The sequence below is a fragment of the Arthrobacter sp. Y3223065 genome (assembly GCF_059090885.1).
This window is the reverse complement of record NZ_JBNHGC010000002.1, coordinates 136,505-161,237: the sequence shown is the minus strand read 5'-3', so window position 1 is coordinate 161,237 and position 24,733 is coordinate 136,505. Positions and strand designations below refer to the sequence as shown.

Here is a 24,733-nt window from a genome sequence, read left to right as displayed (position 1 = left end):
CCCTGGGACCGCCGGCCAACAAGCTCGGCCGGTCAACATCCTCGGCCGGTCAGCGCCACGTAACGGCGCCCGGCTGATAGCCGGGAACATACCCCGGGAACGCGCGGTCGGTGGACACGATCTCCTTGCCCAGCGGCGTCAGCGACACCGGAATCATCTTGAGGTTCGCGATCGCCAGCGGAATACCGATGATGGTGATTGCCTGCGCCACGGCGGTCAGCACATGCCCGATCGCGATCCAGATGCCGGCGACCAGCAACCAGATGATGTTCCCCACGGTGGACATGAAGTAGGTGCGCCCGCCGCGGTCCACCACCATGCGGCCGAACGGCCACAACGCGTAGCCCGCGATCCGGAACGAGGCGATGCCAAAGGGGATCGTCACGATCAGCAGGCAGCAGACGATGCCGGCCAGGAAGTAGCCCAGCGCCAGCCAGATGCCGCCGAACAGGAGCCAGATAACGTTCAGAAGTGCCTTCATCCCACCATTCTGGCCAGTGAGGCGGTCGGCCGCCATACGGGATCCCCCTGAGTGTCCCCCTGTTTGTCGTTTGGACGGAAACCGTGGACCTCGCGACCGGGGGGGGAAGGATCGCGGCAGCAGCACTACGGGACCTCGCCCTCTCCGGACGCAAAAAGGCCGCAGGGCGGCCCCTTCCGTACGGAGGGGGCCGCCCTGCGGCGTTCGGCTGTGCGCCCGGCTTAGCTTGTCCGGCGCTTTTCCTGCGAAGCCGGTGCAGTGGCGCGGCGCGGGCCACGGCGGGCCGGACGCTCGGCCGCCGGAGTCTCCGACCGGAAGACCGGCCGGGTGCCGGCCGCGGAGCGCTGCGGACCGCCGGCGGTGCGCTGTGCGCCGCCCGCTCGGGCCGGGCCGCCGGAACGTGCCGGCCCCGAGCCGCGGCCGCCTGCTGCGGTGCCCGACTGGCCGCGGCGTCCGGCGGACTCCGAACCTGCGGCGCTGCGGTGGCTGCCGTGGCTGCGGGCGGCAACGTCCCGGCCGGCCTGGCCGCGGTTTTCGCCGCGGGCCGGCTGGCGCTGGCCGTTCTCCGGGCCGCCGGCGCGGGCGGCGCCGGAGGCCTGGCGGGCCTCACCGGAACGGGCTTCACCGGAACGGGTCCGTCCGCCGCGGCCGCCGGACCGCATGGCCCGCTTGCGCTGGGCGTTGGCGCCGGTCGAGGTGCCGCCGCCGCGCTGGGGCAGGTTCGCTGCCTGCTGCTGGGCCCGCAACTGCGGATCCACGGGGGCGGCCACCTCACCCACCAGGTTCGCCAGCAGCTCAGAGGAAGCCGTGACGCTTTCGAAGGCTACGTCCACACCGGCGGCCTTCATCAGCTTGCCGACTTCCAGCCGCTGTTCCGGCAGCGCCAGGGTCACGACGGTACCGTCGGAACCGGCGCGGGCGGTACGGCCGGAACGGTGCAGATACGCCTTGTGCTCGGTGGGCGGATCCACGTGGATCACCAGTTCCACGTCGTCCACGTGCACGCCGCGGGCGGCCACGTCCGTGGCGACCAGCACGCGCACATTTCCGGAGGAGAACTCTGCGAGGTTGCGGTCGCGGGCGTTCTGCGACAGGTTGCCGTGCAGGTCCACCGCCGGGATGCCGGCGTCGGTGAGGGCCTTGGCCAGCTTGCGGGCGTGGTGCTTGGTGCGCGTGAACAGCACGCGGCGCCCGGCACCGGCGGCCAGCCGGTTGAGCACCTGCTTCTTTTCGGAGGCATCGCGGGTCACCAGCACGTGGTGTTCCATGGTGGTGACCGCGGCCTGCGGGTCGTCCACAGAGTGGGTCAGGGGGCTGGACAGGTAACGCTGCACGAGCTTGTCCACGCCGTTGTCCAAGGTCGCGGAGAACAGCATGCGCTGGCCGCCGGCCGGCGTGGTGTCCAGCAGCTTCTTCACCACGGGCAGGAAGCCCAAGTCGGCCATGTGGTCGGCCTCGTCGAGGACGGTGATTTCCACCGATTCCAGCGTGATGATCTTCTGCTTCATCAGGTCTTCGAGCCGGCCCGGGCAGGCAATCACAATGTCGACGCCGGCGCGCAGCGCCTTTTCCTGGCGTTGCTGCGACACGCCGCCGTAGATCACCGTGGTGTTCAGGCCCAGCTCGGTCGCCAGGGGCTCAATGGTGTTGTTGAGCTGGGTGGCCAGTTCGCGGGTCGGCGCCAAGACCAGGCCCAGCGGGCGTCCGGGTTTGCGGAAATGGGCGGCTTCGCGCTCGGCGAGCCTGGCCACCAGCGGCAGCGCGAACGCCAGCGTCTTGCCGGAGCCGGTGCGGCCGCGGCCCAGCACGTCCCGGCCTGCCAGCGTATCGGGCAGGGTCTCGGTCTGGATGGGGAACGGAGCTTCAATGCCATCGGCAGCGAGTTTCGAAGCAAGGGACTTGGGCACGCCAAGGGCAACAAAAGTAGTCATAAGAAAGTGCGAATGTCTTCCGGTCAGTGTCCCCGCGGCAGGTTAGCCCAGGGTCGCCGAAGAAAAATCAGACAGTGCCAACCGCCCGGATCTGTCCGGTCACGTCGTTAGACGGATAGCGGCGGTGCAATTGAAAGCGTTCATCGACGCAGGGAAACGCGTCAAACTGCGCCTCCGAGTGGTACCAGTCTAACAGCACGTCCGGGCCGCCCGCGCACGGGCGATACGCTGGTGGGGATGACCAGCGACTCCCCCACCCCTGATTTTTCCGTGAACGACGACGGTGCGCGCCTCACGCAGCCCACCCACCTCGCCCGTCCGGTCAGCTTTGTGCGCCGCGGCTCACGGCTGCAGGGCCGCCGCCAGCAGGCCTGGGACGAATACGGCCCGAAGTTCGCCGTGGACCTCCCGCGACACGGCGGCGACACCACCGTGGACCCCAACTATGTCTTTGATGCGGCGGCAGCTTACGGACGCGAGGCACCCCTGGTCGTGGAGATCGGCTCCGGCCTGGGCGAGGCCGTCTGCCATGCCGCGGAGCAGCACCCGGAGTGGAACTTCCTGGCCCTGGAGGTCTACCGGCCGGGGCTGGCGCAGACCCTGCTGCGGATCGGACAGCACGGCCTGTCCAACGTGCGTGTGGCGCAGGTCAACGCCCCGGACGCCCTCGCGACCATGCTGCCCGAGTCCTCGGTGGCCGAACTCTGGGTGTTCTTTCCCGACCCGTGGCACAAGACCCGCCACCACAAACGCCGGCTGGTGCAGGAGAGCTTCGCGGGCCTTGCCGCCCGCGTCCTGCAGCCGGGCGGGATCTGGCGGCTGGCCACCGACTGGTCCGACTACGCGATCCAGATGCGCCGCGTCGCGGATGCCTCGCCGGACTTCCGCAACCTGCATGCCGGCGAGCGCACCGGCAAGGACAGCCCGTTGACCCAGGTCTGGGAAAGCGGCGTGGAAGGCGTGGTGGGCGGCGCCCCGGTGCGTGAAGGTAAGATCCCGGTCAGTACCGGCAATGCCAGCACCGGTGAAGGCATGGACGAGCACGGCGGCTGGGCACCCCGCTTCGACGGCCGCACCATGACCAGCTTCGAGCAGAAGGCCCACGACGCAGGCCGGATGATCTTCGACCTCGCCTACCGCCGGAACTGATCCGCAGGGACCGGGTTTTCGGGCCTGCTCTGCTCAGTCCGTGGCCACGGCCGCCAGCGTTGCGTCCGCCCCGTTGCGCAGTTCCACCTGGACGATCTCGTCGGTGTCCATGGCGCAGGCTGCGGTGAGCGTGGCGCGGCCCGCCGGCGTCGCCTGCCAGGAGGCCACCTGGTAGGTGTAGCCGGTGTCTCCGGTCACCCACAGCGTGAGCAGGCCGTCCCGGGGCAGCTGCTCCCCCGCTACCTGCATCTCGGTGCCCCAGGCCTTGTGTACCAGCGCCAGCTCCAGTTGCAGGCCGCCGTCGGCAGTCATCACATAACTCTCGGTCGGCTGCTGCTGCTGCTGCTGGGTCAGCAACGGTCCGATGGCCGCCCCGGCGACCAGGCAGACGCCCGCCACGGCCGCCACCAACCCGGCCCACCGCCGTCGTTCCTTCCGCCGCCGGTTGGCCAGTTCATCCACCAGTTCCCGGGTGCGTTCCTCGACTTCATGCTGCGACGGCGCCGCCAGCTCCAACGCTGCGTCGCGCGGCAGCGCGTCCAGCAGGTCGGGCAGCGATTCCAGTTCGGCGGCTTCCCTGCGGCACGCCGCGCAGGAGGCCAGGTGTTCTTCGAAGCCCGCCCGTTCGCGGCGGTCCAGCCCACCCAGGATGTAAAGGCCGAGCAGTTGGTGCTGTTCCTCGTTGGTGTTCACGGCTGCCCCACCCCCATCTCGTCCAGTACGGCCCGCAGGGCCTTGGCCGCGTAGAACGCCCGCGACTTCACCGTGCCCAGCGGAATGCCCAGCGACCGGGCGGCTTCGGACGAGGTGAGCCGCTGGTAGTGCAGGGCGAGGATGATGTTGCGGTGGTCGGGGCTGATCCGTGCCAGGGCTTCCTCCACGACCACACGGAGCAGGAGCCGCTCCACCTGGTCTTCTTCGATGGCCGGCTCGTCCTCGCCCAGTCCGGTCTCGCCCGGCCGCCGGGTGCGGCGCCGGTAGCCGTCGATAATGACGTGCCGGGCGGTTTGGTACAGGTAGCCGCGCATGTTGTCGGTGTCCGGGCCGCGCTTCCACACCCGCAGGATCGTCTCCTGCACCACGTCCTCTACCTGGTCCGCGTCGGAGGTCGCGGCGCGCACGAACCGTCGCAGCGCCGTGGCATGGTCGCGGTAGAGGCGGGCCACGGCCTCGTCGTCCAATGCCACGGCCGCCTCCTCCCTGCCGGCGCCCCTGCCGCCTCACCGGCGGTCGGAACGTCGGCCTCCTCCCTGCCGGCGCCCCTGCCGCCTCACCGGCGGTCGGAACGTCCCCGCGCGGCTTTCTACCGGGTACGACGACGGCGGCGGCGTTCCGGTTCATCCAGCCCACGGGATTTCCTCGCCCAACGTTGAACCATTGTGGGCGCGGCCGGCGTCTTTGCCAATAGCGGGCCGCGCCCCGCGGCACCACGCTCCGGGCAGCGCCCGGGAGACGGCAAAGGAAGCCCCATGAAAATCACACAGACAGCAGCGACAGCCCTGCTGGGCGCTGCCATGCTGGGCCTCGCCGGTTGCGGAGGCGGTTCGGGTACGGAAACGCCCGCCGGCCCGGAGGCACCGCCGGCAGCCGGGACGCCGACGGCCGGCACCCCCGGAATGACCACGCCGGCGGCGCCGGAGACAGACGGCGGGCAGACCGGCGGCGCACAGGCACCCGGAGCTGCCTCCACCTTGACCACGGCCGATTCCGACCTGGGCGAAATCGTGGTGGACGGCGAAGGCATGACTGTTTACTACTTCACCAAGGACGTCCCGGACTCCGGCGAAAGCGCCTGCACGGGCGACTGCCTGGCCGCGTGGCCACCCGTACTGGCCGAGGAAGAGCCGGAACTCGACGGTGTCACCGCCGAGGTGGGCCTCATCGACACCCCCGACGGGCAGCAGCAGGTGACCCTCAACGGCATGCCCATCTACTACTGGGCCCAAGACAAGGCCCCGGGAGACACCACCGGCCAGGGCGTTAACGACGTCTGGTACGTGGTCGCCCCGGACGGCGACATGATCAAGTAGCTCAACGCCGCCATCCTGCCCGCAGCCGCCTGCTTGGGACCGGCAGCTGCGGGCGTTCGATCACGGGCGCCGGCCGAACGGATCAGCGCTGCGGACGCCAGACCATCAGCGCCTGGCTGCGCGGACGCGGCCGCTGGCCGCGGGCCAACGTCACCACGTCCCCGGCCAGGCCTGCGGCGAACACCCGGCTGGAGTCGGTGCCCCGGCGCTGCCTGGCCATCAGCTCCTCGGAGAGGTCCCGGACCTGGGCCTTGAGGGCGGCGACCTCGTTTTCCAGCTGGAGGATGCGCTTGATCCCTTCCAGCGAGACGCCTTCCTGGGAGAGCCGCTGAACCTCGCGCAGGGTGTTCACGTCCTTCTGCGAATAGCGGCGCTGCCTGCCCCGCTGGCGCGACGGAGAGACCAGGCCGAGACGGTCATACTGGCGCAGGGTCTGCGGGTGCATGTCCGCCAGTTCGGCCGCAACCGAAATCACGAAGATCGGCGCATTCATATCGATGCTCATGGTGCTCTCCCTCCTGCGCTTCGCGCGTTTCCCGTCCGGCCTGTCCCGGCCGGTTGCAACTTCCGCCCGCTACAACCTGGCCTTGGCGGCAAGATTCCCGCGCGGGTCGGACCCGGCAGTCGCCGCCGCGAAGGCGTTGACTGCTTCTTGGGCCTCTTTCCCAAGGTTCTGCGGGACCACCACGTCGATGGTCACGAGCAAATCGCCGGTGTTCTTCGAGGTCTTCACCCCGCGTCCCTTCACGCGGAGCGTCCGGCCGGAGGGTGTTCCTGCCGGCACCTTGACCTTGACGAATTCACCGGTCAGGGTCGGCACGTCGATCTGCGCGCCCAGCGCGGCCTCCGGGAACGTGACCGGGACGTGGATCCGGATGTTGTCGCCGTCGCGCTGGAAAAACGGGTGGGGCTTGACGTTAACGGTCACCATCAGGTCTCCCGCGCCGGCGGGGCCGGGCTGGCCCTTGCCGCGGACGCGGACCTTCTGGCCGTCTTTGATCCCGGCCGGGATCCGCACGTCGATCACCTCGCCGCTGGGCTCGCGCAACCCGATGGTGGTTCCATTAATGGAACCGGCGAAGGAAATGCTGGTGGTCGCGGTGCGGTCTGCTCCCCTGCGCGGCGGCTGCTGCTGCTGCGGGAAACCGCCGAACCCGCCGAACAGATCGGCGAACTCCGGCGGCACGGTGCCCCCGGAGCCGGCGCGGGTGCGAGTACTTTGGCCGAACAGGTTGCCGAAGATGTCCTCGAAGCCGCCCGCGCCCGGCCCGCCGGCGCTGCCGGGTCCCCCGGCGCTGAAGCGCGCACCGCTGCCCATGGCGCGGATCGCGTCGTACTGCTCGCGCTCCCCCGGGTCCGAGAGGACCGAGTAGGCCTCGGAGATGTCCTTGAACTTCTTTTCCGAACCTTCATCCCCCCGGTTGGTATCCGGATGGTGGGTCCGCGCGAGCTTGCGGTACGCCTTCTTGATGTCCGCATCGGATGCGTCCTTGGAGACACCGAGGATCTTGTAGAAGTCCTTCTCGACCCAGTCCTGGCTAGCCATGCAGGCGCCTCCTTTCAGTTGTCACAAAGTCTATGGGTACTGACGCCCGGACGATGACGGGTTGGCCTCCGGCGGTCCGGAGGCCAACCCGTCATCATCTGCGGCTGGGCGCCGGGGCGCCCCCTGCCGGTGTCATTCCGCCGGTACGGCTACCACTACCTGGGCCGCGCGCAGCACGCGGTCGCCGGCCTTGTAGCCCAGGCGCAGGACCTGGCTGACGGTGTCCATTTCCACCTCGGCGTCGGGCTGCTGCATCAAGGCCTCGTGGATGTTCGGGTCGAATTCGACGCCGGTCTCCTCGATGCGGGCCAGGCCGTAGGTCTTGAGCACGCCGTCCAGCTTGGCGGCAATGGCCGCGAACGGTCCGTCCGCGAGATCGCCGTGCTGGCGCGCCGCGTCGATGTCGTCCAGGACGGGCAGCAGCGAGTTCAGCACACCGATGACGGCCATCTCGCCGGCCACGGCGCGGTCGCGTTCCACCCGCTTGCGGTAGTTCACGTACTCCGCCTGCAGCCGGAGCAGATCGTTCTTCAGTTCCTCGGCTTCCTGCGACGTGGTCCCCTGGGCAACAGATTCCCCCGCCGGGACCTCGGCCCCGTTCAGGATCTGCTCCGCCTGTGCCAGCGCGTCGGCGTCGGCGCCCGGGCCGGCCGCGGAGGTTCCTCCAGCGGCCTGCCCGGCGTTCCCAGTGGCTCCAGCGGCGCCGCGGACCTGTCCGGTTTCCGGATCGATCTTGCGGTTGTCGCGGAAGTTCACCGGCTCTGCTTGGTGTTCTTCTTCGTTACCCTTTTCGGCCATGGTTACTTCTTCTCGTCTTCGTCGACCACTTCGGCGTCCACGATGTCCTCGTCGGCCGCGCCGGAGCCGGCCTCGGAGGAACCGTCACCGGCGGCTGCACCGTCACCGGCCGCGCCGGAGGCCTGCGCCTGCGAGTAGATGGCCTCGCCCAGCTTGGTCTGGGATGCCTGCAGCTTCTCGAACGCGGCCTTGACCTCGTCGTCGTTGTCCTGCTTTTCCAGTGCGGATTTCAGGGCGTCGACGTCGGCCTTGACCTCGGTCTTGACCTCTTCGGGCAGCTTGTCGTCGTTGTCGGCGAGCAGCTTGTCCACGGAGTAGGCCAGCTGCTCGGCCGAGTTGCGGACGTCGGCGGCCTCGCGGCGCTTCTTGTCCTCGGCGGCGTGCTCTTCGGCCTCCCGCACCATGCGGTCAATGTCGTCCTTGGACAGCGCGGTGCCGCCGGTGATGGTCATCGACTGCTCGGCGCCGGTGCCCTTGTCCTTGGCGGACACGTGCACGATGCCGTTGGCGTCGATGTCGAAGGTGACCTCGACCTGCGGCACGCCGCGCGGCGCCGGCGCGATGCCGGTCAGCTCGAAGGTGCCCAGCGGCTTGTTGTCGCGGGTGAACTCGCGCTCGCCCTGGAAGACCTGGATGGCCACCGACGGCTGGTTGTCATCGGCGGTGGTGAAGGTCTCGGACCGCTTGGTCGGGATCGCGGTGTTGCGCTCGATCAGCTTGGTCATCACGCCGCCCTTGGTCTCAATGCCCAGCGACAGCGGGGTGACGTCGATCAGCAGCACGTCCTTGCGCTCGCCCTTCAGGACGCCGGCCTGCAGGGCAGCACCCACGGCCACGACCTCGTCCGGGTTCACGCCCTTGTTCGGCTCCTTGCCGCCGGCCATTTCCTTGACCAGTTCGACGACGGCGGGCATGCGGGTGGAACCGCCGACCAGCACGATGTGGTCGATGTCGGAGACCTTGATGCCGGCTTCCGTGATGACGTCGTGGAACGGCTTCTTGGTGCGCTCGAGCAGGTCCGCGGTCAGTTCCTGGAACTTGGCCCGGCTCAGGTGCTCGTCCAGGTGCACCGGTCCCTCCGGCGTGACGGAGAGGTACTGCAGGGAGATGTTGGTGGAGGAAGCCGAGGACAGTTCCTTCTTGGCCTGCTCGGCCGCTTCCTTCAGTCGCTGCAGGGCGATCTTGTCCTTGGACAGGTCGGCGCCCTTGGACTTGGCCTGCTTCAGCAGGAAGTCGACCACCCGCTGGTCCCAGTCGTCGCCGCCCAGGCGGTTGTCGCCGGAGGTGGCGCGGACCTGGATGGTGGAAAATTCGTCCTCGTCCTTGCCGACTTCCAGCAGGGACACGTCGAAGGTGCCGCCGCCGAGGTCGAAGACCAGGATCAGTTCGTCTTCCTTGCCCTTGTCCAGGCCGTAGGCCAAGGCGGCTGCGGTCGGCTCGTTGACGATGCGCAGCACGTTCAGGCCAGCAATTTCGCCGGCTTCCTTGGTGGACTGGCGCTCGGCGTCGTTGAAGTAGGCCGGAACGGTGATGACCGCGTCGGTGACCTTCTCGCCCAGGTAGGACTCGGCGTCGTGCTTGAGTTTCTGCAGGATGCGGGCGGAGATTTCCTGCGCGGTGTAGTTCTTCCCGTCGATCTCGGTCTTCCAGTCGGTGCCCATGTGGCGCTTGACCGAGGCGATGGTGCGCTCGATGTTGTTGACGGCCTGGCGCTTGGCGATCTCGCCGACCAGCACCTCGCCGGACTTCGAGAACGCGACGACGGACGGCGTGGTGCGGCCACCCTCGGCGTTGGCGATGACGGTGGGTTCGCCACCCTCCAGAACAGAAACAACGGAGTTGGTGGTTCCGAGGTCGATACCTACTGCACGAGACATACGCGTGTCCTTCCTTTGCGGCCGCTTTCGCGGCCTTGATTACTGTGGCGGCCCGACACCCGGGCGTACCCGGGCGGCGCCGCATGAGCGGCAGCCGATGTGAGCCTTCTGCACTCAAGTTTACCCGCGCCTCCCGCTTTGTCAATCAAGTTGAGCGAACCGGACTCAAGTTTTGCTCGATTGGTTCCCTGGGCCCGCGGCGGGGCGGCAGCGGCGGGCGGAGATTTTGCCGGACATCATCGCCGCCACCGAAGCCGCCTGTTCCGAGGTCACCGCGGCCGACAAATAGCGCAACATTCCGGCACGGCAGCTACATGGCCGCGGGGGCGCGGAGTAGTCTCCCACTATGAAGGACGAGGTCTACTCCCACGGACACCACAAGAGCGTGGTCAAAGCCCATGCGATCCGGACCGCCGAGGACTGCGCGGCGTACCTGCTGCCGGAGCTCAAGCCCGGGATGATGCTGCTGGACGTGGGCTGCGGCCCGGGCAGCATCACCGTGGATCTGGCAGAACGGGTGGCCCCGGGACAGGTGACCGGATTGGACCGGTCCGACGACGTCCTGACCCAGGCGGCCGAACTCGCCGCCCTGCGCGGGATCGAGAACGCCACCTTCGTGGCCGGCAACATCTACGACCTCGAGTTCGACGACGACACCTTCGACGTGGTGCACGCCCACCAGGTCCTCCAGCACCTGACCGACCCGGTCGCCGCGCTCTACGAGATGCGGCGTGTGGTCAAGCCCGGCGGCATCGTGGCCGTCCGGGACGCCGACTTCCACGGCATGAGCTGGTACCCGGAACTACCCGAACTCGACGACTGGATGGACACCTACCAGCAGCTCGCCCGCGGCAACCGTGCGGAACCGGATGCCGGCCGGCGCCTCATCTCCTGGGCGCAGGCGGCAGGCTTCCACGACATCACTCCGTCGTCGTCCAACTGGCTGTACGCCACCGAGGAGCAGCGCCGCTGGCAGGGCGACGTGTGGTCCGAACGGGTCCTGCACTCCGGCTACGCGGAACAGTCGCTGGAGCGGGGGCTGATCGACCGGGCCGGGCTGGAACGGATTGCCCGCGGCTGGCTGACGTGGGCAGCTGCCCCGGATGCGTGGTTCCTGATTCCCAACGGCGAGATCCTGGCCCGCAAACCCTGATCCCGCCGGCGGGACGGAAGGACTGACATGCCCGGGCACTACGACGTGATCATCGCCGGCGGCGGCCACAACGGCCTGGTAGCGGCCGCCTACCTTGCGCGCGCCGGGCGGCGCGTGCTCGTGCTCGAACGCGAAGACCAGGTCGGCGGAGCCGCGGTTTCGGCGGAAGTCTTTCCCGGCACCGGCGCCCGCATCTCGCGCTATTCGTACCTGGTCAGCCTGCTGCCGCGGCGCATCATCGAGGATCTGCAGCTGGACCTGCGGCTGCTGCGCCGGCGCTTTTCGTCCTACACACCCCTGCCCGGGGCCGCGACAGGCCTGCTGGTGGACAACCAGGACCCGGACGCCACCCGCTCGTCCTTCGCCGCGGTGGGCGCGGCAACCGATTTCGAGCCCTTCATCGGGTTCTATCAGCGCACCAACCGGCTGGCCCGGGCCCTCTGGCCCTCGGTCACCGAACCGCTGCTGCGCCGCTCCGAGGTGCGCAGCCGGGTCGGCGACGACGAGGCCTGGCACGACTTCATCGACCGGCCGATCGGCGAGGTGGTCGAGCGCAGTTTCGGCTCGGACCTGGTCCGCGGGGTGGTGCTCACCGACGCCCTGATCAGCACCTTTGCCGGCGCCCACGACGCCTCCCTGCAGCAAAACAAATGCTTCCTCTACCACGTGATCGGCGGCGGTACCGGTGACTGGGACGTGCCCGAAGGCGGCATGGGGGCAGTCACCGCGGCGCTGGAAAAGGCGGCCCGCAGCGCCGGCGCCGAGCTGCGGACCCGGGCGCGGGTCACCTCCGTCTCCCCCGAGGGAGAGGTGAGGTACGACGACGGCGGTGCGGGCGGCGTCGTCGTCTCGGCGGAACGGGTGCTCGCCAACGTCTCCCCCGCCGTGCTCAACGGGCTGCTGGCCGCCGGCGGCGCCGGCCCGGCCACCCGGCCGGAGGCGGCGCCGGAAGGCGCGCAGGCGAAGGTGAACCTGCTGCTGTCCCGGCTGCCGAAGCTGCGGGAGGGCTCGGTGGCGCCGGAGGCGGCCTTCGGCGGCACCTTCCATATCAACGAGTTGTACTCACAGCTGGAAATGGCCGCTGCCGCAGCGGCCGCGGGCCGGGTGCCGGACCCGCTGCCCGCCGAGATCTACTGCCACTCCCTGACCGACCCGTCCATCCTCTCGCCGGAACTGCAGGCGGCCGGCGCCCACACACTCACCGTGTTCACGCTGCAGACCCCGCACCGGCTGATCACCGAGGAGAACAACGACGCGATGCGGCAGCGGCTGCAGGACGCGGTGCTGGCCTCCCTCAATTCCGTGCTCGCCGAACCGATCGAGGACTGCATCCTGCGCGATCAACGCGGCGAGCCGTGCATCGAAACCAAGACCACCCAGGACCTGCAGCAGGCGTTGAACATGACCGGCGGCAGCATCTTCCACGGCCCCCTGGACTGGCCGTTCGCCGAAGACGACGAACCGCTCGACACGCCGGCGCGGCGCTGGGGCGTGGCCACGGCGCACGAGCGGATCCTGCTGTGCGGGGCCGGTGCGCGGCGCGGCGGCGGAGTCAGCGGCCTGGGCGGCCACAACGCGGCCATGGCCGTGCTCGAGGCCCGCTGACCGAAACCGGCCGGGCCGCGCCGTAGGATCATCTGGTGCAAATCTCGTTATGGCTGGCGCTGCTCGGCGCCACCGTGGTCATCAGCTTCACCCCCGGCGCCGGTGCCATCAACACCATGAGCAACTCGCTCAATGCCGGCTTCCGCCGCTCCATCTGGGGAATCCTGGGCCAGCAGGCCGCCCTGGTCGTCCACGTGGTGATCGTGGCGCTGGGCCTGGGTTTGCTGGTCTCCAATTCGCCGATGCTGTTCGCCGCCATCAAGTACGCGGGTGCGGCGTACCTGATCTACCTGGGCCTGCGCCAGTTCTTTGCCAAGCCGACGGGCGGCGCGGAAATCGAAGAGTCGCGCCGCAACGAGCCCGGCTTCTCCATGTTCCGGCGCGGCCTCTGGGTCAACCTGCTCAACCCGAAGGCGATCGTCTTCTTCCTGGCGTTCATGCCCGGCTTCATCCGGCTGGACCAGCCCCAGCTGCCGCAATACTTGATCCTGATCGCCACCGTGGTGGTGGTGGACATCCTGGTGATGTGGTTCTTCTTCGCCGCCGCGGCCCGGTCCTTCCAGCGCTTCACCCGGACCGTGCGCGGGCTGATGTTGATGAACCGGGTCTTCGGCACGTTGTTCATCGCCGTCGGCCTCATGCTGGCGTTCCTGTAGCCGGGTTCTCATAGACTCAAGGACATGTACCGCATCATCGCCGCCAGCGCCGGCAGCCCCTGCCGCCGCGATACGGTCCGGGGGCATCTCCCGGTCCGGGCCGCCACCGTGTCCGGCCGCTGGGAAACCCGTGCGCACTAAGCCCGTCCTGATTGCCGTCGACGGGCGCTCGGGTGCCGGCAAGACCACGCTGGCGGTGGAACTGGCAGCGATGCTGCGGGTCCACCGCACGGTGTCGCTGTTCCATCTGGAGGACATCTACCCGGGCTGGCACGGCCTGGCCGGCGGGCAGCAACGGTACCTGGAGACCGTGCTGCGGCCCCTGGCCGCCGGGGATACCGCGCACTGGACCGCCTGGGACTGGGACAGGAACGACGACGGCGCCTCCCGCACCACGGAGCCGGCCGACGTGGTGGTGTTCGAGGGCGTCGGTGCCGCCCATGCCGCCGCCCGCGGGCTCCTCGACGCCGTGATCTGGCTGCAGGCACCCTCCGCCGACCGGCGCACCCGCGCCCTGTCCCGGGACGGCGCGACGTATGAACCGTTCTGGGACGTCTGGGCGGAGCAGGAAGAGGCCTGGCTGGCCGGCGACGACGTCGCGGCGGCCGCGGACGTCGTCGTCGAATCCGGTCCCTCCGGCACCGATCCCCGGCACGTGCTCCACGCGCTGGCCTCGGTGCCCGCCCTCGAACACGCCCTGGCCCCGGAGCGGGCGGCCCGCGAGGGCGTCCGCCTGGTCGCCGAACGCCTGGCAGCCTACCCGGACGCCGAAGACATCTACCGGCGCCTGTACGCCGGCTCCGGGCGCAGCGTCTGGCTGGACAGTTCCAACACCCGTGAGTCCGCCGACCGGAACCGGATCAGCGTCCTGGCCGACGACGGCGGCGGCTTCGGCGCCTGGGCGGAACACCGCGACGGCACCACCGTGGTTGGCCAGGGCAACGCCACCGCTCGGATCCGTGGCGGCTTCTTCCGCTGGCTGGACACCGTGTGGGGACGCCGCATCGTCACCCTGCCGGGCGAGGTCCCCGGAGACTTCGCCCTGGGCTGGATGGGCTACCTGGGATACGAGCTCAAGCGCGAGACCGGGGGCGCGGACATCGGCGCTGCGCCGGACGGGGCGCCGGACGCCGCACTGCTGTTCGCCGGCCGCGCCATCGTGCTGGACCACGAGCGGCGGTGCACCTGGCTGCTCGCCCTTGCCGGCCCTTCCGCGGGGGACGACGCCGCCGACTGGATCGCGGCGACCGCGGCGGTGATCCGCGGCCTGTCCGCAGCCACCGGCCCTGCTCCGGATCCCGCTGCGCGGCCAACGGCCTTGAGCTTCCGGTGCCGCGACACGCGCGAAGCCTACCTGGCCAAGATTCGGGAAGCGCAGGCCGAAATCGCCGAGGGCAACACCTACGAGGTCTGCCTGACCACCCGGCTGCACGCGACCGCGGCGGAACCGCTGGATCCGCTGGACACCTACCTGACCCTCCGCCACCGCAACCCCGCGCCCTTCGCCAGCCTCCTGCGGTTCGGGCGGCTCACGGTGGCCAGCACGTCGCCCGAGCGGTTCCTGGGCCTCGATGCCGGTGGCCGGCTGCGGGCCGAACCGATCAAGGGCACCCGGCGCCGGCTTGCCGATCCCGACGCCGATGCCGCCGTCGTCGAGGAGCTGGCCGGCAGCGCGAAGGACCGCGCCGAGAACATCATGATCGTGGACCTGCTGCGCAACGACCTGAGCCACTTTGCCGTGCCGGGCTCGCTGCAGGTCAGCAGGCTGTGCGCCATCGAGTCCTACGCGACGGTGCACCAGATGGTGTCCACGATCGACGCGCAGCTGTTGCCCGGGGCGGTGCGGGCCGAAGCCGTGGCGGCGGCGTTTCCCGCCGGGTCGATGACGGGCGCACCGAAGATCAGCACCATGGACATCTTGGACCGGCTGGAGACCGGACCGCGCGGCGTCTACTCCGGAGCCGTGGGCTACTTTTCGCTGGACGGGGCGGCAGACCTGTCCGTGGTGATCCGCACCCTCGTGATGGACGGCAACCGGCTGAGCCTGGGCGTAGGCGGCGCGATCACGGCGGACTCGGTTCCCGAGGACGAATGGGACGAGGTCCGGGCCAAGGCCTACGGGGTGCTCTCGGCGCTCGGGGCAACGTTCCCGGAGTAGCGCATACACTGTGCCGGTAGACATGGACGGCTCGTGGAACCAGTGACCAGAATCGAGGAATCGTGGCAGGAGCCGGTCGCGACATGACCGCCCGGGTGGGCATTTTGGTCTTCGACGGGGTAAAGCTGCTCGATGTCGCCGGCCCTGCGGAGGCTTTCGCCGAGGCAAACCGCCTCGGCGGCTCCTACGAGCTTATTTTCCTGTCACCGGACGGGAACGACGTCGCCTCGTCGGTGGGACTGCGGGTATCGGTGGATGCCGCGGCGGCCGGTGCCGGAAACTTCCACACGGTCCTGGTAGCCGGCGGGGATGCCCTGCCCGGGAGCCAACTTCCCGCCGGGCTGGTTGCCGCCGCCGGACATCTTGCCGACAACACCCGGCGGATGTCTTCGATCTGCACCGGCGCCTTCGTTCTGGCTGCGGCGGGACTGCTGGACGGGCGCCGTGCCACGACGCACTGGAAACACACCCGCGAGCTGGCCCGGCGTTATCCGGCAACGGAGGTGGAGCCGGACGCCATCTTCGTCAGCGACGGCCGGATCCACACCTCGGCCGGCGTCACGGCCGGCATCGACCTGGCCCTTGCGCTGATCGAAGAGGACCGCGGCCCGGATCTGGCCCGCGAGGTGGCCCGCTCCCTCGTGGTGTACATGCAGCGCTCCGGGGGACAGTCGCAGTTCTCTGCACCGCTCCAGGGGGATCCGCCCAAGTCCTCGCCCCTGCGGCCGGCGCTCGACGCCGTGCGCGCCGATCCGGCTGCGGTGCTCTCCGTTCCGGCACTCGCCCGGGACGCCAACCTGAGCGTGCGGCACCTGACGCGGCTCTTCCGTGAAGAACTGCAGACGACGCCTGCGAAGTATGTGGAGCTCGTCCGCTTCGACACCGCCAAGGCGCTGCTGGACTCGGGGTACAGCGTCACCGAGGCAGCCGAACGCTCGGGGTTCGGCAACTCCGAAGCGCTGCGGCGGACGTTCGTGGCACGGATCGGCGTGCCGCCATCGAAATACCAGCAGCGTTTCCGGTCCACGGCGAAGTACGGCTGAGCGGCAACCCCGTTGGCCGAATCCGAGGGATTGTCGTCCTTAGTGACGGTGCCCCGCTCACGGCGGCCGGGCAGTATGGGAAGCAAGGCACATTCCCATGCCTCTGGAGAAAAGGAGACAACCATGGCAGAAGTCATCGCCGGCATTACCATTCCGGACACGGAACTCGTACGGAAGGCGACCGAGTTGGTCCGCGATACCACCGACGACCTGTTGTTCGACCATTCCCGGCGGGTGTACCTCTTCGGCGCCCTTCAGGGCCGGCGGCTCGGCCTCGACGTCGACCACGAACTGCTCTACGTCGGCGCGCTGTTCCACGATCTTGGCCTCACCGACACCTACGGCACCGACACCCTGCGCTTCGAGGTCGACGGCGCCAATGCCGCGAAGTCGTTCCTGCTGGAGCAGGGGCGCCCGGAGGCAGACGCGGCCAAGGTGTGGACTGCCATCGCGCTCCACACCACGCCGGGGGTGCCCGAATTCATGGATCCGGAAATCGCGCTGGTGACTGCCGGCGTGGAGACCGATGTCCTGGGGATCGGCTACCAGGACCTGACGCGGGACGACATCGACGCGGTCACCGCGGCGCACCCGCGCCCGGACTTCAAGCGGCGGATCCTGGCCGCCTTCACGGACGGCAACAAGCACCGCCCGGAAACTACCTTCGGCAATGTCAACGCCGACGTACTCGAGCACTTCAGCCCCGGCTTCCGCCGCATCGACTTCGTGGACATCATCCAGAACTCCGCCTGGCCGGAATAGGCCCTTGCCGGATACCGGCGGTCGTGACACCCGGCGTGCCGGCGGAGCGCCTGGCCGGCACGCCGTCTCGTCGGGGCGGTGGAGCGCGGCTACTGCAGCGTGGCCGTCAGCCTGGCCACGTTGTCCACGTAGCGCTGCCAGCGGGGCCGCTGCCTCCACTCCTCCAACGTGAGCTCCCGGGAAACCACCCGATAGCTGTCCTGGATCTCCGACACACGCTCGACGATGTGGTCCCCGAGCATCATCACGGAGACTTCCATGTTCAGGGAGAAGGACCGCATGTCCATGTTGCTGGAGCCGATGACCGCGACCTCATTGTCCACGGTGAAGTGCTTGGCGTGCAGCACCAGGGGCTTCGGGTAGCGGTAGATCCGCACGCCGGCCTCCAGCAGCGCCTGATAGTAGGACTGCTGGGCGTGATGGACCAGCAGCTGGTCGCCGCGTTCGGACACGAACAATTCGACCTCGACGCCGCGCTGGGCCGCCGTCGTAATGGCATAGAGCAGCGAGTCATCCGGAACGAAGTACGGGCTGCAAATGGACAGCCGGTCCACCGCCGCATAAATGAGCGTGTTAAACAGGCGCAGGTTGTTCTCGGTTGCGAAGCCGGGGCCGCTGGGCAGGGCCTGGCAGGTCATGGGGCCGGGCTCGCGGAACGGGGCCGGGGTGAACAGTTCGCCTTCGAGCGTGTCGTCGGTTTCGCTGGACCAGTCGGTGGCGAACACAACGTTCAGCGCGGTGACGATGGGGCCTTCGTAGCGCGCCATCAGTTCCACCCATTTGCGGCCGATCTTATGGCTGGAGGTGCGGCGGTAGCCGGGCTCGATCAGGTTCTGCGATCCGGTGAACGCCACACGGCCGTCCACCACCAGGATCTTGCGGTGGTTGCGCAGGTCGATCCGGCGCCACTGGCCGCGGACCGGCAATACGGGCAGCATCCGGCGCCAGTCGATGTCGGTGGTCTCCAGCCAGCGGCGGAACTTGCGGTAGCCGGCGACGCGGAGGGTGCCGATGTGGTCGAACAACAGGCGCACGCGGACCCCCCGGGCGGCGGCTTCTTCCAGCGCCGTAAAGAGCTTGCCGGTGCTTTCGTCGCGGCTCATGATGTAGAACTCGATGTTCACGAACTCGCGCGCCTCGCGCACGGCCTCGGTCATCGCGGCAATGGACTCGTCGTAGTCCGCGTACAGCTCCGCGTGGTTGCCGTCCACCATGGGGAAGGCGCCGAGCCGCCGGTTCAACTCTGCCGCCGAATGCACCCAGGCCGGAGCTTCCTGTTCGCTGCTGGGCTCCTTGAGGTTCCGGGTGGCGGCCCACACCCGGCTGTTGATCTCCGACTGCTTGGCGATCCGGCGCTCCGAGAGGCGGTACCTGCCGAACATGAAAAAGAGCAACAGGCCGATCAGCGGGATGAAGAAGATGGCCAGCAGCCAGGCCATGGCGGTGTTGGGGCGGCGGTTCCCCGGGATCACGCCCAAGGCAATGATGCGGATGGCCATATCGACCACGCCCAGAATGGCGACGGCCCAGTCGGGGAACGTGCCCAGCCCCGCAAACGACCACAGCACGCGGCTGTTCCTCCCCTCCCGCCGTGTGCCGGCGCAATCCTCCCAGCCTACCCGGCCTTTGGGGGCAAACTAACTAAGCTGTAGCCATGACAGTTCTGGTGTTTTTGGACCCTGCCCACGAGGCGGGCCGCGTCGCAGATGCTTCCCGGCCTCAGCTGATGGCCACCGATCTCGGCGCCACCCGCGGGGACGGCATCTTCGAGTCCCTGCTGGCAGTCAACGGGGTCCCGCGCAAGCTGCAGGCGCACTTGGAGCGGCTGGCCAGCTCGGCCCGGATCATGGACCTGCAGCTTCCCGCCCCGGACGCCTGGGAGCGTGCCATCGCGACGGCGATCGCCGAGCATCCGCCCGTCGAAGAACTGGTGATCAAGCTGCTGGTGACCCGCGGCGTGGAAGGCGCTTCCGCGCCCACGGCCTGGGTCCAGGCTTCCCGGCCGCCGGCCGCCGGACGGCGCCAGCGCACCGACGGCATTTCCGTGCTGCTGCTCGACCGCGGGTACGACAGCTCGCTGGCCGAACGCGCCCCGTGGCTGCTCATGGGGGCCAAGACGCTCTCCTACGCGGTCAACATGGCCGCACTGCGTTATGCGCACAAGAACGGCGCCGACGATGCCATCTTCACGTCCAGCGACGGCCGCGTGCTCGAAGGGCCCACCTCCACCGTGCTGATGGCGCGGGTGCGCGACGGCGTGAAGACGTTGGTGACGCCGCTGCTGGAGAGCGGCATCCTGCCGGGCACGTCCCAGTCGGTGCTGTTCAAGGAGGCGGAAGCTGCCGGCTGGCAGTTGGGCTACGGTCCGCTGGAGCCGCACGATCTCTACGAAGCCGACGCCGTCTGGCTGGTTTCGAGTATCCGCCTGCTCGCCCCGGTCAAGAGCATCGACGGCAAGGAAATCCCCGTCTCGCCCGACCTGACGGAGGAGCTGACAGCGCTGCTGGCCCAGGGCAGCCAGAAGGAGTAGCCGGCCGGAGTCATCCCGCCGGAGGTTCTGCCCGCCGGGCCCCGGTCCACACGAAGATGAAGTCCAGGTCCCTGCGGCCACGGCGGCAGCGGCGGCTGCTCCGGCGACGACAGCGCCGCTTCGACCACCGCGCTACTGCGGTGTTAGGGTCGATTGGACCGAAAGATCAGCATGCTGTCGTTCCGTCCGGGGCGGCAGCCCTGAGAAGGAGGGCAATGAAGGCTCTGACATGGCAGGGGAAGCGCTCGGTCAGCGTGGAGGAGGTCCCGGATCCGCGGATCCAGGAGCCCACGGACGCGATCGTGCGGATCACCTCGACCGGCATCTGCGGCTCGGACCTGCACCTTTACGAGGTGCTCACTCCGTTCATGGACAAGGGCGACATCATCGGACACGAGCCCATGGGGATAGTGGAGGAGGTCGGCTCGGCCGTCACCCACATCAAGGCCGGGGACCGGGTGGTCATCCCGTTCAACGTCTCCTGCGGCCACTGCTTCATGTGCCGCAACGGTTTGCAGTCCCAGTGCGAGACCACCCAGGTCCGCGAGTACAACAACAATGCCCAGTTCCTGGGCTACTCGCGGCTCTACGGCTCCGTGCCCGGCGGGCAGGCCGAGTACCTGCGTGTCCCGCACGCCGACTACGGGCCCATCAAGGTGCCCCAGACCGGTGAGGACGAGCGCTATCTGTACCTCTCCGATGTGGTGCCCACCGCGTGGCAGGCCGTGCAGTACGCGGCCCCACCGGAAGGCGGTTCCCTGGCTGTGCTGGGCCTTGGCCCTATCGGCCAGATGTCCGCTCGGATCGGCCGGCACCTCGGCTACCGCGTGCTCGCGGTGGACCCCGTCGCGGAGCGGCGGGCCATGGCGGAGCGTCACGGCATCGAGACGCTGGACCTGAACGGCGACGTCGCGGACGAGCTGCGGGAGCGCACGGACGGCCGCGGGCCGGACTCGGTGGTGGATGCGGTGGGCATGGAGGCGCACGGCTCGCCCGTGGCAGGCGCGGTCCACCAGGCGGTGGGGCTGCTGCCGTCCGCTCTGGGCCGCAAGGCGATGGAGACAGCCGGGGTGGACAGGCTCGACGCGCTCTACACCGCGATCGACGCCGTCCGGCGCGGCGGCACGATCTCGATCAGTGGCGTGTACGGCGGGATGAAGGACCCCCTGCCGATGTTGACCATGTTCGACAAGCAGCTCCAGCTGCGGATGGGCCAGTGCAACGTGAAGCGGTGGACCGACGATCTGCTGCCGCTGGTCGACGAACCGTCGGACCCGCTGGGCGTGCTCGACCTGGCGACCCACCAGGTTCCGCTGGAGCAGGCGCCGGAGATGTACGAGAAGTTCCAGAAGAAGGAGGACGGCTGCATCAAGGTGGTGCTCAAGCCGTAGCCCCGAACGGGACGGCGGACCCCGGCTTTCATGGGACGGCCGGGGCCCGCCGGGCCCCGGTTCACACGAAGATGAAGTTCCAGGTCCCGGCGGCCACGGCGGCGGCGGCTGCTGCTCCGGCGATGACGGCGCCGCCCAGCAACACCCAAACATCCACCACGCTGTAGGTGGATTCCCGCGCCCAGGTCCTGGGCCCGGCGCCGAAGCCGCGGGCCTCCATGGCGACGGCCAGCCGGGTGGCACGGCGGATGGCCTGCACGATCAGGCCGAACGCCTGGCCCACGAACGCACCCGCCTTGGCCAGCGGCCGGTTCTCCGCTCCGACACCTCGGGCGCGGCGCGCCAAACCGAGAATCCGCCATTCCTCCACGAGCAGCCCCACCAACCGCATGGCGGCCAGCGCTCCCAGCACGAACCGGTGGGGCAGCTTCAGCTTCTGCGCCAGGGCGTCCGCCAGATCCGTGGGGTCGGTCGTCAGGAGCAGGAAAATGCCCGGCAGCGCCACGGCGAGCGAACGCAGGCCGATGGCAACGCCTCCGGCCACCGAGTCCTCGGTGAAGATCAGCGGACCGAACTGGAACAGCACGGCCCCGGTCTTCTCGGCCAGCAAGGCCGTTGCCCAAGCCCCGACGGCTGCCGCCGCCAGCAGTGGCCAGCCGCGCTTGAGCAGCAGCCACGGGCTGACGCCCAGCACGGGCATCAGCAACAGTTCGGCGGCCAGCACCACGGAAGCGCTGACCCAGTCCACACTGAGCATGACCACTACGGTGATCAGGGTGGCGGCGGCCAGCTTCGATACCGGGTTGGCGCGGCTGAACGGGGAGGCTGCCAACCGGGGGGTCATCAGGTCCATGCTCACGCTGCCCTCCGAAGCGGTTGGGCCGGGCGCACGCCGCCGTCTGCCACCCGTATGCCGGCACCGCCGAGCGCGGCGGTGAAGTCGGCGTCGTGCGTCACCGAGACCACGCTCCTGCCATCGGCCACAAGCTCGGCCAGCAGTGTGACCAGCTCGGCCCAGGTGTTGGCGTCCTGCCCGAACGTCGGCTCGTCCAGCAGCAGGATGTCCGGGCTGGTGGCCAGCATGGTGGCTACCGAGAGCCTGCGTTTTTCGCCGCCGGAGAGGGTGAACGGGTTGGCCTGCAGCAGGCGGGTCAGCCGGAGCCGCTCGGCGATCGTGTCCACGCGCTGCCGGACCGTCGCCTCGGGCAGCTTGGCCACGCGGCGCGGGCCGAACTCGAGTTCGTCGAGCACCGTGCCGGTGAGGAACTGGTGTTCCGGTTCCTGGAAGACGCTGCCGATGCGGGTCACCAGCTGCGCGGACTTCCATTTTGCCGGTGACAGGCCGGCGCCGCGGTGCAAGGCCGGTGTCGCTGACAGTTCCCCTCCCGCTGGCGGCACCAGCCCGGCGAGGGTGAGTGCCAGCGTGGATTTGCCGGCGCCGTTCGCGCCGGTGATGCTGAGCGCCTGCCCGGCCAACAGGTCCAGGTCCACCCCGCGCAGCACCGGTGCGGCTCTCCGGTTCCGCGACACGTCCAGCGCCGCCGCCCGCAGCAACGGCCCGCCCGGGGCCGGTGCCGCGGGCAGGTCCAGCCGCGGGGTGTGTCCGGGAACCCAGACGCCGGCCTCGATCAACCGGGCGCGGGTGGCGCTCTCGGCGAGCACCGTGCCCGGCGGCCCGTCGGCCAGCACGCCGCCGCCGGCCGCGAGCACGATCACGCGGTCCACCACGTCCGCCCAGACAGCCACCCGGTGCTCGACCACCACCAGGGTGGCGCCGGTGCGGTCCAGCACCCGGGCCACGGCGTCGCGTACTTCCTGCACGCCGTCCGGGTCCAGGTTCGCGGTCGGCTCGTCCAGCAGCAGCAGCCCCGGCCGCATGGCCAGGACGGAGGCCAGCGCCAGCCGCTGCTTCTGACCCCCGGACAGCGCCGAGGTAGGGTGATCCAGCGGTACCGCCAGGCCGACATCGGCCAGGGATTCGCGGACCCTGTCCCAGATCTGCGCGCGCGGCAGCGACAGGTTCTCCGCGCCGAAGGCCACCTCGTCGCCAACCCGGGCCAGCACCAGCTGGCTCTCCGGATCCTGCAGCACGAGGCCGGCCCGGCCGCGGGCCTCGGAGGGACGCACACCCGCCACGGTGAGCCGGCCGGTCTCCTCGCCCTCGCCCTCGTCGCCGAGCACGCCCGCCAGGGCGTGCAGCAGCGTGGACTTGCCGGCCCCGGAGGCGCCCAGCAGCAGTACCCGTTCGCCCGGGGCGATGCTGAAACTGGCCCCGCGCACCGCCGGGTCCTTGCGGCCAGCGTGCCGCCAGCCCCACCCTTCGGCGAGGACCGGCACAGGTCCGGGCACCGCCGTCGTACTCTGCTCTCCCATGGAACGGCTCAGACGTCGGCCGAGCGTCCCGCGGCGAAGGAGGACAGCACGCCCGTCTTCGCCAGCCCCCTGACCGCCAGCCACGGCAGCAGCCCGGCAATCACGACGCCGGACACGGCCGCGAAGCCCACGTAGGCCAGTTGCCACTCGGCGGCCCACAGCATGTTGTAGAGGATGTTCTCGCTGATGGACAGCGCCAGGCCTGCGCCCAGGCCGGCCAGCAGCGCCACGCCGAGGTTGAACTTGCGGTACAGGAAGAGCAGGAAGACGATCTCGGCCCCCAGCCCCTGGATCAGGCCGGAGACCAGGACGGTCATGCCGAAGCTCGTGCCCAGCAGCGCGGAGACAATGGCGGCCAGCATCTCGCAGTAGATGGCGGCGCCGGGCTTGCGGATGATCAGCCCGCCCAGCACGCCGGCCATCAGCCAGCCGCCGGTGTACAGTCCGGCCGAAGGCGGGAAGGCAAGGGTCAGGCCCTCGATCAGCGGCCAGCCCGCCGACCAGGCCCAGAAGATGACGCCGACGGCCACGGCGACCACCGAGGCCACGACGATGTCCACCACCCGCCAGCCGTAGCGCGGCTTCCGGGCAGGGGTGGGCGTGGCGGGTGCATTCGAAACGGTACTCACTGGGATCCTCCTGGTTGCAGGAGGGGAGGGCGGCCATGCGGCGCGCCCCGAGAACTCGACTCCCTTCGCCGGTACTAACCGGAGCAGGTTCGAGGGTCTGCGGTTCTTCCGCACTCTCAGCGTCCCTCCCGGTCTCCGGTGTGTACCGGCCGGTCGGACGCTCCCCTGTCGTCATAGGTGCTGTCTAGCAGCACGCACCAGTCTACACTTGCCCGCAGCGGCGGGCGATTCGGGCTTCAGACCCTTGGAAAATGCACGACGGCTTACGGCCCGGGCGGGTGCCGGGCAGTAGGCTGGGAAGCGGAACAGCAGTTGAGACGGGGCCGCGGCCCCGGAAGGGAGCGGGCATGAACGTTGTGTTGAGGCTCTTGGGCACACTGGTGAGTATCGGCGCGGGCCTGGCAGCCAGCCAGCTGCTGGGGTTCGTCTGGAAGCGAGTCACCGGAAAAGATGCGCCGAAGAGCGACGATGACCTGGAGAACAGCCTGCGGGCGGCGGTCGCCTTCGCCGTGGTGTCCGGCACCGTGGCGCGCGTGATCCAGGTGCTGACCAAACGCGCCACCGCCAAGGCGGTCATCCGCTACGACAAGACGCGGGAAATGGTCTAAGCGGTCCCTTGAG

At 69.3% G+C, this 24,733-nt stretch carries 23 protein-coding genes and 1 riboswitch; of the genes, 11 read left to right on the top strand and 12 right to left on the bottom strand.

The genetic code is table 11. The annotated features are described in order from the left end of the window. Positions 1 to 49 precede the first annotated feature (49 nt). Together AC5RUK_RS05635 and AC5RUK_RS05630 are read right to left on the bottom strand one after the other, a co-directional pair. A complete protein-coding gene (locus AC5RUK_RS05635) occupies positions 50 to 481 on the bottom strand; it encodes a YccF domain-containing protein (protein WP_493989568.1) in 432 nt (143 codons plus the stop codon). Positions 482 to 702: 221 nt separating this feature from the next. Then, positions 703 to 2,412 (bottom strand): DEAD/DEAH box helicase, encoded by a 1,710-nt coding sequence (locus AC5RUK_RS05630; RefSeq protein ID WP_494107500.1) that lies wholly within the window; start codon positions 2,410 to 2,412, stop codon positions 703 to 705. A gap of 237 nt (positions 2,413 to 2,649) precedes the next feature. Between AC5RUK_RS05630 and trmB the strand changes: the two genes are divergently transcribed. Continuing rightward, positions 2,650 to 3,561 carry a tRNA (guanosine(46)-N7)-methyltransferase TrmB gene (trmB, locus tag AC5RUK_RS05625; RefSeq protein WP_493989570.1) on the top strand — a complete coding sequence of 304 codons (912 nt, stop codon included), beginning with the start codon at positions 2,650 to 2,652 and terminating at the stop codon, positions 3,559 to 3,561. A 33-nt stretch (positions 3,562 to 3,594) separates the two neighbouring features. Here the strand turns inward: trmB and AC5RUK_RS05620 are convergent, their stop codons facing one another. Then, positions 3,595 to 4,254, bottom strand: coding sequence for an anti-sigma factor family protein (locus tag AC5RUK_RS05620; RefSeq protein ID WP_493989571.1), 660 nt, complete (start codon positions 4,252 to 4,254; stop codon positions 3,595 to 3,597). After that, positions 4,251 to 4,748, bottom strand: a complete 498-nt coding sequence (locus AC5RUK_RS05615) for a sigma-70 family RNA polymerase sigma factor (protein ID WP_493989572.1) — start codon at positions 4,746 to 4,748, stop codon at positions 4,251 to 4,253. The genes AC5RUK_RS05620 and AC5RUK_RS05615 overlap by 4 nt, the downstream gene beginning before the upstream one ends. 282 nt (positions 4,749 to 5,030) lie before the next feature. Here AC5RUK_RS05615 and AC5RUK_RS05610 point away from each other — a divergent pair, with 282 nt between their 5' ends. Then, positions 5,031 to 5,591 (top strand): COG4315 family predicted lipoprotein, encoded by a 561-nt coding sequence (locus AC5RUK_RS05610; RefSeq protein WP_494107499.1) that lies wholly within the window; start codon positions 5,031 to 5,033, stop codon positions 5,589 to 5,591. Between the two features lie 82 nt (positions 5,592 to 5,673). Here the strand turns inward: AC5RUK_RS05610 and AC5RUK_RS05605 are convergent, their stop codons facing one another. The 4 genes from AC5RUK_RS05605 to dnaK form a co-directional block, all read right to left on the bottom strand. Then, on the bottom strand, positions 5,674 to 6,096 hold the full coding sequence (locus tag AC5RUK_RS05605) for a heat shock protein transcriptional repressor HspR (protein ID WP_493978112.1): 423 nt from the start codon (positions 6,094 to 6,096) through the stop codon (positions 5,674 to 5,676). Positions 6,097 to 6,165: 69 nt separating this feature from the next. Further along, a complete protein-coding gene (locus tag AC5RUK_RS05600) occupies positions 6,166 to 7,137 on the bottom strand; it encodes a DnaJ C-terminal domain-containing protein (RefSeq protein WP_493989574.1) in 972 nt (323 codons plus the stop codon). A 132-nt stretch (positions 7,138 to 7,269) separates the two neighbouring features. Next, complete coding sequence (locus AC5RUK_RS05595) at positions 7,270 to 7,935, bottom strand: nucleotide exchange factor GrpE (protein ID WP_494151610.1); 666 nt, start codon at positions 7,933 to 7,935, stop codon at positions 7,270 to 7,272. A gap of 2 nt (positions 7,936 to 7,937) precedes the next feature. Then, positions 7,938 to 9,812 (bottom strand): molecular chaperone DnaK, encoded by a 1,875-nt coding sequence (dnaK, locus tag AC5RUK_RS05590; RefSeq protein ID WP_493989576.1) that lies wholly within the window; start codon positions 9,810 to 9,812, stop codon positions 7,938 to 7,940. A 346-nt stretch (positions 9,813 to 10,158) separates the two neighbouring features. Between dnaK and AC5RUK_RS05585 the strand changes: the two genes are divergently transcribed. The 6 genes from AC5RUK_RS05585 to AC5RUK_RS05560 all read left to right on the top strand — a co-directional run bounded on the left by AC5RUK_RS05585 (position 10,159) and on the right by AC5RUK_RS05560 (position 17,189). After that, on the top strand, positions 10,159 to 10,965 hold the full coding sequence (locus AC5RUK_RS05585; RefSeq protein ID WP_493989577.1) for a class I SAM-dependent methyltransferase: 807 nt from the start codon (positions 10,159 to 10,161) through the stop codon (positions 10,963 to 10,965). A 27-nt stretch (positions 10,966 to 10,992) separates the two neighbouring features. Further along, complete coding sequence (locus tag AC5RUK_RS05580) at positions 10,993 to 12,570, top strand: phytoene desaturase family protein (protein ID WP_494151609.1); 1,578 nt, start codon at positions 10,993 to 10,995, stop codon at positions 12,568 to 12,570. A 35-nt stretch (positions 12,571 to 12,605) separates the two neighbouring features. Beyond that, positions 12,606 to 13,226: a LysE family transporter gene (locus tag AC5RUK_RS05575; RefSeq protein WP_494151608.1), complete on the top strand. Its 621-nt coding sequence runs from the start codon at positions 12,606 to 12,608 to the stop codon at positions 13,224 to 13,226. 130 nt (positions 13,227 to 13,356) lie between these two features. After that, a complete protein-coding gene (gene pabB, locus AC5RUK_RS05570) occupies positions 13,357 to 15,384 on the top strand; it encodes an aminodeoxychorismate synthase component I (protein ID WP_494151607.1) in 2,028 nt (675 codons plus the stop codon). 62 nt (positions 15,385 to 15,446) lie between these two features. Continuing rightward, positions 15,447 to 16,427, top strand: coding sequence for a GlxA family transcriptional regulator (locus AC5RUK_RS05565; protein ID WP_494151606.1), 981 nt, complete (start codon positions 15,447 to 15,449; stop codon positions 16,425 to 16,427). A 123-nt stretch (positions 16,428 to 16,550) separates the two neighbouring features. Continuing rightward, the gene (locus AC5RUK_RS05560; RefSeq protein ID WP_493989582.1) at positions 16,551 to 17,189 is read left to right on the top strand and encodes an HD domain-containing protein; all 639 of its coding nucleotides are present in this window, start codon (positions 16,551 to 16,553) and stop codon (positions 17,187 to 17,189) included. An 89-nt stretch (positions 17,190 to 17,278) separates the two neighbouring features. Here the strand turns inward: AC5RUK_RS05560 and cls are convergent, their stop codons facing one another. Then, positions 17,279 to 18,757: a cardiolipin synthase gene (gene cls / locus AC5RUK_RS05555; RefSeq protein WP_494151605.1), complete on the bottom strand. Its 1,479-nt coding sequence runs from the start codon at positions 18,755 to 18,757 to the stop codon at positions 17,279 to 17,281. Positions 18,758 to 18,843: 86 nt separating this feature from the next. Between cls and AC5RUK_RS05550 the strand changes: the two genes are divergently transcribed. Continuing rightward, the gene (locus tag AC5RUK_RS05550; protein ID WP_494151604.1) at positions 18,844 to 19,719 is read left to right on the top strand and encodes an aminodeoxychorismate lyase; all 876 of its coding nucleotides are present in this window, start codon (positions 18,844 to 18,846) and stop codon (positions 19,717 to 19,719) included. Between the two features lie 215 nt (positions 19,720 to 19,934). Beyond that, on the top strand, positions 19,935 to 21,110 hold the full coding sequence (locus AC5RUK_RS05545) for a zinc-dependent alcohol dehydrogenase (protein ID WP_494151603.1): 1,176 nt from the start codon (positions 19,935 to 19,937) through the stop codon (positions 21,108 to 21,110). Between the two features lie 61 nt (positions 21,111 to 21,171). Here the strand turns inward: AC5RUK_RS05545 and AC5RUK_RS05540 are convergent, their stop codons facing one another. From AC5RUK_RS05540 to AC5RUK_RS05530, 3 genes are read right to left on the bottom strand one after another with little or no spacing between them, the layout of a single operon-like run. After that, positions 21,172 to 21,963 (bottom strand): energy-coupling factor transporter transmembrane component T family protein, encoded by a 792-nt coding sequence (locus AC5RUK_RS05540; protein WP_494151912.1) that lies wholly within the window; start codon positions 21,961 to 21,963, stop codon positions 21,172 to 21,174. Positions 21,964 to 21,965: 2 nt separating this feature from the next. Continuing rightward, positions 21,966 to 23,483 (bottom strand): ABC transporter ATP-binding protein, encoded by a 1,518-nt coding sequence (locus AC5RUK_RS05535; RefSeq protein ID WP_494151602.1) that lies wholly within the window; start codon positions 23,481 to 23,483, stop codon positions 21,966 to 21,968. Positions 23,484 to 23,491: 8 nt separating this feature from the next. After that, positions 23,492 to 24,112 (bottom strand): ECF transporter S component, encoded by a 621-nt coding sequence (locus AC5RUK_RS05530; protein ID WP_493989588.1) that lies wholly within the window; start codon positions 24,110 to 24,112, stop codon positions 23,492 to 23,494. Between the two features lie 43 nt (positions 24,113 to 24,155). Then, a riboswitch (TPP riboswitch) is annotated at positions 24,156 to 24,289 on the bottom strand. Between the two features lie 170 nt (positions 24,290 to 24,459). Here AC5RUK_RS05530 and AC5RUK_RS05525 point away from each other — a divergent pair. Next, entirely contained in the window at positions 24,460 to 24,720 is a 261-nt protein-coding gene (locus AC5RUK_RS05525; protein ID WP_493989589.1) for a DUF4235 domain-containing protein, read from the top strand. Positions 24,721 to 24,733: the final 13 nt, after the last annotated feature.